The organism is Paenibacillus sp. NRS-1782 (genome assembly GCF_050467685.1).
Lineage (GTDB): Bacteria > Bacillota > Bacilli > Paenibacillales > Paenibacillaceae > Paenibacillus > Paenibacillus terrae_A.
Genome location: NZ_JBITPH010000009.1, coordinates 222,821 through 236,608 on the forward strand (window position 1 = coordinate 222,821; position 13,788 = coordinate 236,608).

The 13,788-nt window shown below is 41.0% G+C and carries 11 protein-coding genes and 1 pseudogene; 7 read left to right on the plus strand and 5 right to left on the minus strand.

The window, feature by feature from the left end; genetic code table 11:
• Positions 1 to 83 precede the first annotated feature (83 nt).
• Positions 84 to 1,014 (plus strand): annotated as a pseudogene (locus tag ACIFQM_RS03205) (aminoglycoside phosphotransferase family protein).
• Positions 1,015 to 1,159: 145 nt separating this feature from the next.
• Here the strand turns inward: ACIFQM_RS03205 and ACIFQM_RS03210 are convergent.
• Entirely contained in the window at positions 1,160 to 1,603 is a 444-nt protein-coding gene (locus tag ACIFQM_RS03210; RefSeq protein ID WP_430047111.1) for a VOC family protein, read from the minus strand.
• Positions 1,604 to 1,857: 254 nt separating this feature from the next.
• Here ACIFQM_RS03210 and ACIFQM_RS03215 point away from each other — a divergent pair, with 254 nt between their 5' ends.
• The 5 genes from ACIFQM_RS03215 (at position 1,858) to ACIFQM_RS03235 (ending at position 6,050) form a co-directional block, all read left to right on the plus strand.
• A complete protein-coding gene (locus tag ACIFQM_RS03215; protein ID WP_430041198.1) occupies positions 1,858 to 2,844 on the plus strand; it encodes an ABC transporter substrate-binding protein in 987 nt (328 codons plus the stop codon).
• Between the two features lie 34 nt (positions 2,845 to 2,878).
• Positions 2,879 to 3,904, plus strand: a complete 1,026-nt coding sequence (locus tag ACIFQM_RS03220; RefSeq protein WP_430041199.1) for a FecCD family ABC transporter permease — start codon at positions 2,879 to 2,881, stop codon at positions 3,902 to 3,904.
• Positions 3,901 to 4,914 carry a FecCD family ABC transporter permease gene (locus tag ACIFQM_RS03225; RefSeq protein ID WP_430041200.1) on the plus strand — a complete coding sequence of 338 codons (1,014 nt, stop codon included), beginning with the start codon at positions 3,901 to 3,903 and terminating at the stop codon, positions 4,912 to 4,914. The genes ACIFQM_RS03220 and ACIFQM_RS03225 overlap by 4 nt, the downstream gene beginning before the upstream one ends.
• A gap of 158 nt (positions 4,915 to 5,072) precedes the next feature.
• Positions 5,073 to 5,267, plus strand: a complete 195-nt coding sequence (locus ACIFQM_RS03230) for a DUF3934 family protein (RefSeq protein WP_430041201.1) — start codon at positions 5,073 to 5,075, stop codon at positions 5,265 to 5,267.
• A gap of 90 nt (positions 5,268 to 5,357) precedes the next feature.
• Positions 5,358 to 6,050 (plus strand): pseudouridine synthase, encoded by a 693-nt coding sequence (locus ACIFQM_RS03235; protein ID WP_430041202.1) that lies wholly within the window; start codon positions 5,358 to 5,360, stop codon positions 6,048 to 6,050.
• Between the two features lie 483 nt (positions 6,051 to 6,533).
• Here the strand turns inward: ACIFQM_RS03235 and ACIFQM_RS03240 are convergent, their stop codons facing one another.
• Positions 6,534 to 7,598, minus strand: a complete 1,065-nt coding sequence (locus ACIFQM_RS03240) for a sensor histidine kinase (protein ID WP_430041204.1) — start codon at positions 7,596 to 7,598, stop codon at positions 6,534 to 6,536.
• Positions 7,576 to 8,265, minus strand: a complete 690-nt coding sequence (locus ACIFQM_RS03245; RefSeq protein ID WP_430041206.1) for a response regulator transcription factor — start codon at positions 8,263 to 8,265, stop codon at positions 7,576 to 7,578. Before ACIFQM_RS03245 ends, ACIFQM_RS03240 begins: the two co-directional genes overlap by 23 nt.
• A 229-nt stretch (positions 8,266 to 8,494) precedes the next feature.
• On the opposite strand from ACIFQM_RS03245, the gene ACIFQM_RS03250 reads away from it, so the two are divergent.
• Positions 8,495 to 9,853, plus strand: a complete 1,359-nt coding sequence (locus ACIFQM_RS03250) for a glycosyl hydrolase 53 family protein (protein ID WP_430047108.1) — start codon at positions 8,495 to 8,497, stop codon at positions 9,851 to 9,853.
• A 104-nt stretch (positions 9,854 to 9,957) separates the two neighbouring features.
• Here the strand turns inward: ACIFQM_RS03250 and ACIFQM_RS03255 are convergent, their stop codons facing one another.
• Both ACIFQM_RS03255 and ACIFQM_RS03260 read right to left on the minus strand, forming a co-directional pair.
• Positions 9,958 to 12,486 (minus strand): family 78 glycoside hydrolase catalytic domain, encoded by a 2,529-nt coding sequence (locus tag ACIFQM_RS03255; RefSeq protein ID WP_430041209.1) that lies wholly within the window; start codon positions 12,484 to 12,486, stop codon positions 9,958 to 9,960.
• Positions 12,487 to 12,505: 19 nt separating this feature from the next.
• Complete coding sequence (locus ACIFQM_RS03260; RefSeq protein ID WP_430041210.1) at positions 12,506 to 13,663, minus strand: MFS transporter; 1,158 nt, start codon at positions 13,661 to 13,663, stop codon at positions 12,506 to 12,508.
• Positions 13,664 to 13,788: the final 125 nt, after the last annotated feature.

Here is a 13,788-nt window from a genome sequence, read left to right on the forward strand (position 1 = left end):
CCTCCTTTGCTACTACTGACTTGGGCTTGAAATAAGCCTATCAGCGTAGCAAGAGCCTATTGTCCCACAGGAGGTGTAACGAGATGATTAACATGTTTAGCGAAATTCCGGATGCCCATACATGGGATACAGTAGAAGAAGTCCATAAAGGCTGGTCCAAAGATAAAAAATACGATATCAAAACAAAAGATAACAGGGGGCTACTACTTCGAGTATCGGATATAGCCCAATATAAAAAGAAAAAATGGGAGTATGAATCTGTTAAAAAGCTGGACTTTCTAAAGGATATTTTAATGTCCCGACCACTTGATTTCGGGATTTGTAATCATGGAGAGTAAGTATATTCCTTATTTACCTGGATTGAGGGAGAGGATGCAGAGAAAATGATTCCCGCCTTAAATGCTAACGATCAGTATCAACTCGGGGTCCAGGCAGGTGAAATCTTGAGAAAAATGCATGACATTCCTGCGGAGCCAAATCAAGTACCCTGGGCTGAATATTATAATGCCAAAATAAACAATATATCACCAATTATATAGCTTGCGGCATTCCCTTTAGGGGAGCAGATCAAGCGATCCACTTTATTGAGCAAAATCGTCATCTATTAGAAGATCGTCCTCAAACTTTTCAGCATGGAGACTATCATGTAGGGAACATGGTGATCACCCAATCTGGTGAACTGGGTATCATTGATTTTAACAGACTAACAGACTGGATTATGGCGATCCTTGGGAAGAATTCAATCGTATTACCTGGTGTGCAGGCGTAAGCCCATTATTCGCTTCGGGTCGTATCCACGGTTATTTTAATCATCATGTACCTGATTTATTTTTCAGATTAATGGCCTTGTATATTGCAAGCAACCAACTCTCATCTATTCACTGGGCGATTCCGTTTGGACAAGAAGAGGTTGACGATAGGGTGCATCGCGCTGAGTTGGTGTTGGATGCCTATGATGAATTTCAAACCTACATTCCCAAATGGTACTTGCCCGGTAGATTGTCAACAACTTGATTACCTTGAATAGCGTCCGCAGTTCTCAGTTACGGTGACTTTTAGTTTCAGACAAATTCTCTCTATACAAAAAATGTGGAATTTTTCTTAAATGAGGAATTTGCAAAATCCTGAAATAGAAAAATTCCACATTAGCTGTTCCAATCTATTTTTCAGGAGCTTCCTCGCCTGTTTCTTCACTTTCACAATTCAACTGCCACTCAATTCCGAATTTGTCTTTAAGACTGCCATAGCATTTACTCCAAAATGTTTCTTGAAGCTCCATGCCTACTTCTCCACCTTCTTTCAGTTTATCAAATAGTAATTTAATTTTATCAATGTCCTTATTGACGAAGGAGAGGCTTATATTGTTCCCGACAACAAAAGGCATGCCAGGAAAAACATCGGAAAACATAACATTACTCCCATCAATATCAAGGCGTGTATGCATGACTAAATCTTTTGCCTCTTCTGGCAGCTGATATTCAGGGTTAGGCGGCGTTTGACCAAAGGTCATGATTTTTGGTTTATCCGTTTCAAATACTTCTGCGTAAAATTCCGCTGCTTCACGGCAGTTCCCATTAAAATTAAGGTAAACATCAATGGACATGCGATTCACTCCTTCGGGTTAATTAGTTGAACAGACTGTGGTTTCAACATTTATTATTTACCTGTACATAAACATAAATACTACAAGTATCGCAGGCAGACGAATGTATTTTGTGATACAAAAGTAACAAATTCGAAGAAAGGGTTGACAAGCAGCAAGGAGAAATTTACAATTTTATATTAGTGATAATGATTATCAATATCGATAATTCTAAGTAACGCTGCAATGACTATAAACTAAAGGGGGTTTAAAGAATGAATAGCAAGATGAACAAGAGGGTTTGCATGTTTTTATGTGTATTTACTGTTTGGATCTTGGTTCTTTCGGGCTGCGGCAACGCTGGAGGGACCTCCGAGTCCTCAGCCAAGCAGGAAACCACCGACACAAAAAAGGAGGCAAGTACGGACACCGGTACCCGTACCGTATCCACAGTCATGGGGGATGTTGAGGTACCTGCCAATCCTCAACGTGTGGTGGTCAACTGGTATATTGGGGACGTATTTACATTGGGCTTGACACCAGCCGCGGTATCAGGGTGGTCGCAAAAAACCATGCCTTTTTTTGATAAGCTAAATGGAGTTCCAAATATTGAAAAGTGGGAATCCGAGGAAATTATGAAGTATGATCCTGACTTGATCATTACATATGACACTAAGGATTATGACAAGCTGTCCAAAATTGCGCCCGTCTTGGTGATGCCTGAAAATAAAATGACAGCACTTGAACGGGTTAAATTCTTAGGACAGGCCACAGGTCATGAGGCAGAAGCGGACAAGGAGATTGCTACCTTTGAAAGCAAGCTCAATGATGCTAAAGAAAAATTAAAATCCGACATTTTCAAAGACAAAACCTTTAGCATATTCGAGGATTGGGGTAGCGACTCCTACGGAGTATATTATGAAACAGGCTCACGCGGCGGAACGTTGCTGTATAACTATATCGGACTTCACAAACCGGAAAAACTCGAAAAGTTAGTTAAGGATTCAGGAGAGAGCAGAGGGTCTTTATCCTATGAAGTGGCTGCTGAATATTTTGGCGACTATGTCCTCTGGTTCAAGCAGGAAGGCAAGGAATCTCAGTTTGCCAAAACGAAAATATGGAGCAGTATCCCGGCCGTGAAAAATGGGAATATCATCGAGATTCCAGCGGATTATGCAGGCCTGTTCTACTACTCTGACGTTTTGAGCATGACGGGGCAATTGGACTATATTACAAACAGATTGCTGGAAAAGACGAAGTAAGCAGAGCATAATTGACCCATTAAGGATGTAATGTATGTCTACTCACAAAGAGCAAAACAAAAAAGGAACACTTCATTTTATAGGATACATGATCTTAGGTCTGATCCTACTGCTGCTGGTAACCGCAGCTTCTATTACCTTTGGAGCCGCGGAAATGAGCCTGAAATTAGCATGGGGCGCTGTGTTTCAGTTTGATCCTGGTATTACAGAGCATCAGATTATTCACACTCTGCGTTTCCCGCGTACGGTGGCTGACATCATTGTAGGGTGCAGTCTGGCGGTTTGCGGGGCCATTATGCAGGGAACTACCCGCAACCCGCTGGCAGACTCTGGGCTCATTGGTATTAGCTCAGGATCGACATTTGCTATCGCGTTATGTATGGCCTTTTTACCCGGTCGTACCTATGCAGAAACCATGCTGTATTCCTGTATGGGTGCGGCAGTGACTACTGGAATTACGTATTATATTGCATCTATAGGTAAACGGGGGATGACCCCTCAGCGTCTGGTGTTAGCTGGAATGTCCATCTCCATGCTTTTTGGTGCGTTTAGTTCTTTTATTGCTATTAAATATAAGATCGGCCAAGCACTTGATTATTGGACAGCAGGTGGTACAGCCAGTGCCCAGTGGAACGAATTGGCTATCATTGCGCCCTTATTCATATTGGGTGTAATCTGTGCCATTATTCTTTCTCCCTCCATCACGATCTTAAGCTTCGGAGAGGATGTAGCATCAGGCTTGGGTATTCATGCCAATAGAATCAAAGGTTTTTCGACCTTAATTGTCTTGGTGCTCACAGGGATTTCTGTCATTGTGGTGGGTCCCATTGGTTTTGTGGGTCTGATTGTACCGCACATCATGCGTCATCTGGTCGGAACGGATTATCGGTATATCATTCCGGCTTCAGCACTGTATGGTGGAGTTTTTTTAGTAGCAGCGGATTTATTGGGAAGACTTATTAACCGTCCCCATGAAACACCGTTGGGTATTATCTTTGCATTGGTGGGTGTACCTTATTTTCTCTACCTTGTGCGTAAGCAAAGGAGGGAGTTTAGTTGAACCAGCCTCGCAATGCAACTGCCAGAAGTATAGGGATTATTGTATTGTTAGTTGTGCTGACGATCTTGGTGGCGATACTCAGTATGAATGTGGGCAAGATGAATCTGTCCCCTATGGAAGTATTCAAGGTTATCATTGGTGAAGGGACTCGCAAGCAGAATCTGATTGTGTTTGATTTTCGCCTGCCGCGTATCGTTCTAGGTATATTGGTCGGCATCGGTATGGCTATTTCGGGTTGTATTATGCAAAGCTTGCTTAAAAACGACATGGCCAGTCCTGGTACGCTGGGAATCAGTTCCGGCTCTGGCTTGTTCGTACTTTTGTATGTTACTGTATTCGCCAGTGAGGGATTGTTTTCGCCCATCGTCCTGCCGGGACTGGCCTTTGCAGGGGGCATTGTAGCCGCAATTCTTATTTTCTTGTTCGCCTATAGGCGGAGGAAAGAAATTTCACCAACCGGCTTAATTTTAACAGGCGTTGCTATGGGCAGTGGTTATTCCGCATTGTCATTAATGATTACACTGAAGCTGGACGAGAAGCAATATGATTTTGCTTTGCGCTGGCAGGCTGGAAGCCTGTGGGGAGATGACTGGAGCTACATTATGGTCCTGCTTCCTTGGGTGCTCATCATTAGTTTTTACGTCTTTTATAAGTCGTACACTCTTAATGCGTTGAACTTGGGGAACCAGACAGCATCGGGACTCGGTGTAGCGATCAAAGGGGAATTTATTGGTCTTACTATTGCTGCGGTGGCACTCGCCTCTGGTAGCGTAGCCCTTGGCGGGAACTTCTTTTTTGTAGGGATGGTTAGTCCACATCTGGCGCGCAAGCTGGTAGGGCCTAATCATAAGCTATTGCTGCCTACCACGGCATTGGTAGGGGCGCTGGTCATTCTGATCGCGGATACGATCACCCGCACGATCAGTTTTGGAGCAGATATCCCGACAGGCATCATTATCACGATCCTGGTGACGCCTTATTTCCTTTATTTGTTGTCGAAGGCCAGCTGATCCATATATAACCCAAAGGGCGTTAACCGATATGAGCTGTGAGCTTGCTTCGAGTCTTTGTTTCACAGAGATATATTTTAAAAACAAGCAGGCATTATATCCGAAGTAATGGTATGATAGCTTAGTTAAATCTGAACGACTACTATTGGAGTGATCATATGGGTGCAAAAAGTAAGGGCGGCGGAACTGGCAGAGGTACAGGTAGTAAGGGCTGGACACGTTGGAACAAAACAGCGAAGCCCACAAGGGTAAAAAACGCTTCTACAGGTGCGCCGGGAAGTAAAGCCGCAGGCGGCGCAAAAGGCGGCAGTACCAAACCAAGTGGTAATAAAAGCGGCGGCAGAAGTAAGTAAGCCGGGCAAGTATATCGTAGTTCAAAAAGGTGAACACCTGATTTGGCAAAAGCAATCAGGTGTTTTTAATTCGAAGTAAGCAGGTGAATAGTGCGAATTAATAAGTACATAAGCGAAACGGGATTCTGCTCACGCAGGGAAACGAATAGATTGATTGCAGCCGGGCGAATCACGATTAATGGCACGGTTTGCGAAGCTGGAGCGAATGTAGAGCCGCAGGATTCCGTACTGATTGATGGGGAAACGATTCCGGTTAATAATAGAAAGCCTGTATATTTGGCCCTGAATAAGCCCAGCGGCATTGTGTGTACGGCAGCGGAACAGGTTGCTGGCAATATTATTAGTTATGTAAACTTCCATTCACGGATTTTTGCCATTGGCAGGCTGGATAAGGCATCGGAGGGGATGATTTTACTAACGAATGACGGAGATATCGTTAATAAAATGATGCGTTCTGAGCATGGTCATGAGAAAGAATATGTGGTGACCGTGGACAAGCCTGTTACAAGCGAGTTTACGCAGGCTATGTCCCGCGGTGTTGAAATATTAAACGTCATCACTAAACCATGTGACGTTTACCAGCAGGGTGAATATGAGTTTCGTATTATTTTGACCCAGGGCCTGAATTTGCAAATCCGCAGAATGTGCAAGGCTTTGGGGTTCAGGGTACTGAAGCTGGAGCGTATTCGAATCATGAATATTACCTTGAACGAGCTGGAACGAGGGAAATGGAGACATCTGGATGAGAAGGAGCTAAAGGTGCTTCTTTCTACGTTGAGATAACAATCCATGCTGCTGTGGATGGAATATCAGGAGAAGTATTTTCAAAAGAGACAAAAGTCGCTGATTGGAATGAGCAAGCAATACTTATTCACAAAACTCGTATTTTGTACATAAGTATAAGGTTATTTGAAAACCTCTTTGTTTGTATATTAGTTGTGCGTTTATGTGTGCAGCGACATTAAACTCCCCCTACTTTTGACATTATGATGGTGCCTTTATGAATAATGACAATAAAGTATGCCTCTAAATATATTTATTCCTTGGTTAGTGCTTGTGGGACGGTCTCATCTACACCAAATGTCTAGGTACCAGCTTTAATGTACTGTACGTCTAAACCCGGTGCAACGATGAGACGGCACTTCCCCTTCTTTGGACTTGGTTGCACGCGCGGCTTGTCCGTCCCAAAAAGTAGCTTGTTGATAGCGGTTCAATTTGGTTCATTGGTCTTTCAACTCCTGTTGGAGCAAAAAACGTCGGTTGATGTTATTCAATCAGCTGGGACTCATCAAATGAAAACGTCACGATAAATTCACTGCCTTTGTCTGGTTCACTGTTTACCTGGATTTTCCCGTTGCATAAACAAACGATACGATAAACCAACGCAAGACCTAAGCCGTTTCCTTCTTTTGATCTCGATCGATCTCCTTGGTAAAACTTTTCAAAAATATGTTTTTTTACTTGTTGAGTCATGCCAATACCGCTATCCTTAATCGAAACAAAGATCTCTGTTTCCCTCTTTATTAAAGTAACTTGAATGCTGCCATACGAGGGAGTAAATTTAATGGCGTTTGATAACAGATTGATCCACACTTGCATCAGCAAATTTTCGTTTTGATAAAACAACGTTTTGGGAAGGTCCAATATCAATTCAAGTTCCTTATCCAACCACGCTTTTTCAAAATAAAGCAGCACTTGACGGATTTGCTCGTCAAGACGGTAGAGCGTTTTATCAGTGACTTTATCTTGATTCTCCAGCTTGGAAAGCCTCAAAATATTGGACGACATCGTGCTGAGCTGCTTGGTGCTATCAAGTATTATTTGGATATATTGCAGCCGTTCATCATCTGCTAACTCATTGTCCTGCAATAAAGTAGCATACCCTTCAATTGCGGTTAGGGGCGTTTTAAATTCGTGAGAGATATTGGCAACGAAATCATTTCTCATCATTTCAATGCTGTTCAATTCAGCCACCATTTGATTGAAGTTCAGAAAAATTTCCTCGATTTCTTTAATTTTAGTATCAGTATTCATCTTCACACGGAAATTTCCGTTTGCAATTTCCTTGGAAGCATAATTAAGCTTCATCATAGGTGTAAGAATTTGTTTCCCCACCTGGGATGTTATAGCGGTGCCAATAACAAGGCTAAGAATCAACGCTATTACAAAGGAGAAGGAAAGGTTAAACTCCATATAATAGAACAAATCCGTATTCAATACCAAAAAAACAATGGAATAGGCTGTAATTCCGGCCACAACTAATATACCAAATACAATGAATACAAGGCGGTTCCATAAACCGGCTTGTTTATTTTTCATGTTTTTCTTCATTTTTCACCGCCTTGTATCCCAAGCCATGTACGGTCACAATTCGAAAATCTCGGTTATCCTTTAACTTGTCCCTAATCCGATTAATGTGCACATCCACCGTCCGTTCCTCGGAATCGGTATTCATCCCCCATATTTCGTCCATCAAATTTTGCCGGGTAAATGTTTTGTTAGGATACGACATTAATTTATAAAGCACATAAAACTCCTTTTGGGACAATAGAAGCTCTTTGCCACCATAGGCTACTGTCAGACTGTCATAGATGAAGCTGGTATTCCCGCATTGAATTTTGTGCTCTGCTGCAATTTTAGAGCGGCGTAAAAGTGCATGAATCCGTAAAAGCATTTCATTAACGTCAACAGGTTTGACCATATAGTCATCTGTACCGATCAGGAACCCTTGTTTCTTGTCTTCAAAGGTATCTTTGGCTGTTATCATCAGAATAGGAATGGTCGGGTTGTAATCGCGTACTAGCTTGGTAAACTCGTAGCCATCCATATTCGGCATCATAATATCGGATATGATCAAATCGATATGTTCGCGAGCCATGATCTCAAGCGCCTGCTCTCCGTCCACAGCAGCTATAGGGTTATAATTATTTTTCTTAAGAATGACACAAAATAAATGCTGCAACTTCATGTCATCTTCAACAATCAGAATGTTAAGCATAACCGACCTCTTTTCTTTTTGCACATAGGGTATATTTCAATGATATTACTTCTATTATATCGCAAAAATATAAATATTTTTATAAAAGAAGGATTGCAACAATGACGTTAGCATAAAAAAACAAAATAACTCTTACCATCACTACAGTTCGATCAGCGACGAGTTAATAAAAAGTTTATAACTAAGTTGTATTGTATGAACTAGAACAAAATATGGAGGTTTATAAAGTATGATGAACAAAGTAAAATCATTCGTACAACGAATGAAAAAAAGCACAAAGATACTGCTCTCTATACTTGCCGTTATCGCAATATTGGGAGGAGTTATTTTAAGAAACCTGTCAGTATATGTGGAAGATGCAAATTATGTACCTGCTGCCAATACAGAAAAATTCCGGATGGCCCTCTCGGTAAGCCCATTTTCAGGCAGTGCTTTTAATAATGGATACACCTATTCTGCAGGAGAATTAACAGCCACCAACCGTGAGGAATTGGAAAAAATGTACATTTCCGCTGGGGCAACGGAAATGTACGCAAGAATCGCAACAAAACGTTATCCTACAAAGGACAACCTTGTCAATGGTGAGGAGGATTCCAATGCAAACTATCATACGTTGGAGCAAGGGTTGGAGCTGGCCCGACTGGCAGCAAAATTGAAAATACCGCTTAATCCTGAAATCATGGGTGCCTATACCTATATGGACATGGAGCGGCAGCAAGCCCCGAATTTCGAAGAATACCCGGAGATCTATGCGCTGCAAAAGGGAAAACCATGGGAAGAACTGACCTTGGATGAAATGAACGTTGTTCTGAAAGCCTATGGGAAATTTGTGGCCACAAAAATTCTGAAAACAGGGGCCACAGTTGAGAATTGGAATATTGGCAACGAGGCCAACTTTGGTTTTGCAGGAGTAAACCTTGGACTGAAAACGGCAGTTAACGAGAAGCTAGAAAAGGTTCCTGACTTTATGAGATATGTGCTTTCTATATTTGGAACAAACTGGCTTAAAAACAACGTATGGAAGTATAACGCGGTACAAATGACTGCTGTGGCCAATGGCATCAAAAGCGCGTATGCAGATTTGGGTATAGATTCCAGCAACATCAAGTTCTCCACGCATATCGCAACCGTCGTCTCGACGGTGCATAATACAGTCGCGTATTTTAAAACACTGAAGGAATACGGATTTCCAATTGATGTTGCGGGAATCAGTTTTTATCCCAGCGCACCAGGAGTTTACATCGATAAGATGGTCATGTATAAGAAAATGGTTACCGCCATCAATGAGCAGGTCGGCCTCCCCGTATTTATCGCCGAGTTTTCCTATCCTTCTGGAAAGGTGGAAGGTCCATTCGCCGGATGGTCAAAAACGGTCAAAGGATATCCTCATAACGAAGAAGGACAAGCTACTATCTACCATGATGTTATCGAATGGGGCAAAACACATGGCTTAGCAGGCATCCGGTATTGGGCTCCTGATTTCAGCGGATGGGGGAGCATGTCCATGTTTAACTACACCGAAAAAGGCGCCACAGCAAAAAGTATTTTAGTGGGAGCCCTTCAAAGCAAAACACCAGAGAAGAAGTAAGCTTCTTGCGCGATCTACCAAATGAACTTGAATTCCAGACAAAAGATATCCGAAGGGGCTGCTTTTAAAGCAGCCCCTTCTTTGCAATCAAAGTATCTAAAAATTCAAATAGATTGTCCCGTAACAAACTCAAAGTGATAACTACCAGACCCAACTAAAATCGGTTTGTCAGAATGAGTCAACCATATTTCAGCTTCAGTATTAACAGGAACTTCAACATCCATTGAAAATATATTTTTTTCAAACGCCCATTTTGATTTGATATTACCATAAGCCGACTTAAAAGATGCTTCCACCCAAGAAATACCATCTATCAATTCAGGTTTAACCATGAAACGTTTGTATGCTGGTTCGATCAAGCGTATACCTGCCAAGTTTTGATACATCCAATCTCCAATAGCTCCATATGCATAGTGGTTAAATGAATTCATACCTGATTCATCAAAGTTTCCATCTGGATTAATCGAATTCCATCTTTCCCACATCGTAGTTGCGCCCATGTTAACTGTGTAAAGCCAGGAAGGATAATCCTCTTTCAAGAAAATTTCACCAGCCAATTGATGATATCCATTTTCTGATAGCGTTTGGCATAGGTATGGTGTTCCTAAAAAACCTGTCACTAAGTGATTATCGTGTCGTTTAAGATTGTCCACCAGTGATTTCAAAATTCTTGGGCGATCCTTTTCTTCCGCTAAATTAAAATGAAGCGCTAAAATACAACCGGTTTGCGTTTCACTGACTAGACGACCCTTCTGCGTAATATACTCTGCTCTAAAATCTGCGATAATTCGTTCATATAATTGTTGATACTTTTCAGCATCTTCTTTTTTACCTAGTATTTTTGCGGTTTCTATCAAGAGAGAAGTCGAATAAGCATAGAACGCGGAAGCAATGAAGTATACATCGGTCGCACCTACACGATCGCTGCCCTCCTCTTTATCAAGTGCCACCCAGTCACCAAAATGGAATCCTTGTTGCCATAGTTCTGAGCCCTCCGTTTTGCTATGGATATACTCTACCCAATCCTTCATACTTTCATATTGATTTTCTAAGATGCGTTTATCCCCATAGACAAGGTACATAGTCCATGGAATAATCGTTGCTGCATCCCCCCAACCAGTCGCTGCTTCTGATTCACCTAAAATATTAGGCACAATGTATGGTACCCCATATTTACGAGTTTGTTCTATCGCCAAGTCTTTTAACCATTTTGTAAAGAACAATGCTGTGTTAAAGTTAAATGACGCTGTTCTGGCAAAAACTTGGGCATCACCTGTCCAACCTAAGCGTTCATCACGTTGAGGACAATCTGTTGGAATATCTAAGAAATTACTTCTTTGACCCCATTCGATATTCTTTTGTAGGCGATTCACTTTAGGATTGGAACAAGTAAATGTTCCCGTTTCCTCCATGTCAGTATGCAATGCACAGGCGGTGAAGTCTTGTATATCCCAAGTGTTCACCAAACCTTCAATAGCGATGTATCTAAAACCGTGGAAAGTAAATTTAGGCATAAACACATCATCTGAACCACTACAAATAAACACATCTTCCGGTTTAGCCGCACGTAAGTTTTCAGTATAGAAGTTGCCCTCTTTGTCAAGAACTTCAGCATGCTTGATAGTTATCTTTGTACCTTTGGGTTGCTTTAATTTGCAGCAAACAAAACCAGTCATATTTTGACCAAAGTCTATGATCGTCTCACCTTTAGGGTTCACTATGCTTTCTACCGGTTTGATTTTCTTAGTTATTTTGACTTGCTCATTTTCTTGTGCGACTAGAACCGTTTTTGGAAAGCTATACACCTTGACTTCCCCAAATTCCGATTCACTGATCGTTTTATCAATGCATTCGCCAAGATACATTTCGCTTGTTACGGTTTCACCAGTAAAGCAGGACCAACTGTTATCCGTTCCAAACTCTTCAATTGCACCATCTTCATATTCTACTTTTACATATGCAATTGCTGCGACTTTATCCCCGTAGTTGTTTGGCGAAGATTCTAAGCCAAAAATCCCTTTAAACCAACCGTTAGCAACCGTCATATCTAGCTTGTTATCTTCGTTAGACTGTTTTAGCAATTCGGTAATATCATAGGTTTGATATTGAATGCGATGATGATAACTGGTCCACCCTGGTGTGAAATAGTAGTCACCCACTTTGCTACCATTCAAAGAGAGCTCATATACGCCTAAAGCAGAAGCGTAGATGCGTGCCTTGGCAACCTTGCCTTGTAATTTGAAAGATTTCCTGAAGATAGGTATTTCTTCTCTTCCCTCGTTGTTTACGGTAATCCAATCGGCTTTCATATTTTTGTAATCCATTAAACCTGTTTCAAAGCTGCTTGTGATCGATGCTCTTTCCCCATAATTATTTAAGACTTCAAGAATTACTTGATAAGCCGTTAACGGTTGTAAGTCTTCTCCAGCATATTCAACTAAATGAGAAGCATCCGACTGGCAAGCGCCTGAATCCCAAACCAATTCATCATTATATTTTACAAAAATTCTATATTCTTGCTGTTTCACTTCTTGCTTTGGCGAAGTCATTGTCCAACTAAAACGTGGTTTTTCAACATCTAAACCGATAGGAGCTTGGCGATACTCAATCTTAAAAACATTAATTGTAAACATTTCTTCATCCTCTTTTCATCTATGCTTTGATTTTTTTTACTAAGAAAAGTCCTAAAATAGCTAAGATAATTAGCAATGCTCCACCATTAATAAACACGGCAATAGCAGGCTCAGCTGTTTTAATGCTTGCTAAGGCAAGCAGTCCATAGGGTGCTAAGAATGAGCCTATATTTGCACCAACTAATAAAACTGATGTATTAAATGTTTCAGATTTTTTGGGCGATAAGATGCTCACTTGGTTAAACAAGAACGGGATAAATAATGAGAATGAGATTCCCACTAAAATAGAACCAAAGGCAACAACATATAGATTTGAAATACTAGAAATTAAGAAGAAGCCTGATCCCATTAAAAATAAGGAAGTGTGTAAGGTATATTTGTGCAGTTTAGACTGAACAATACCAAACAAGAAGCCCGTTGCCATACTTGCCAGTTGCATAATACTAAAAATACGGCTTGCACTTGTTTCTGATCCAAGTTGATAAGTCGTTAAAAGTGTCGCAAGCTTGACAAAAACAGCATTATAAAGAATGCATGCGATGATCAGGAAAAAGGCATAGCCGATAATCGCTTTATTGGTTTTAAACGTTTGTGGTGCTTCCTCCTCAGCTGTCAAACCATAAGATTCAGGTTTAGGAACAAACATTATAAATAGCACCAAAATCGGGAAAGCTATTGCATAGACAAGAAAAGAGTAATGCCAGCCGTGAGTTAATAAACTTCCTGCTAAGAACGTTAATAGGGCTGCTCCTAAACCTTGGAAAGCACTCTGGAATCCAATCAGTGTTGCACGTTCATTTCCAGAATAAAATGATGAAATCATACTTACTGCAAGTGAGTTCATCAATCCAAACCCAATTCCCAAGCCAGCTCTTGAGATTAAAACTAATGTGTAGCTACTCACAAAAGCTGGCATAATACCACAAATCCCTGTAATGATTAATCCAATAATAATTGTTTGCTTTTGACCAATTTTGCGGGCGATAAAACTACTCAACAAAACAAAAAACATAACCATAAAAGAAGGTATGGTGGTTAACAGCTCAATAGATGATAACGAATAACCACTAAATGATTCGCGCATTTGTGGTATTGCTCCACTTATCGCCGTTGACGAAGTTAATATTAATGAAACTGATAATAAAGAAAACTTCATTAAATTTTTGTCTTTTTTCATGTGCTTTTCCCCTTGCAAGTTGTTTTTTTTGTTACAAACTCTGTTTTTTGATTGCCATCATGCTACCTCCTGTTAGCGCTTACATATGTTTTAACTCATTTATTGAACTTTCACCATGTCAAAAA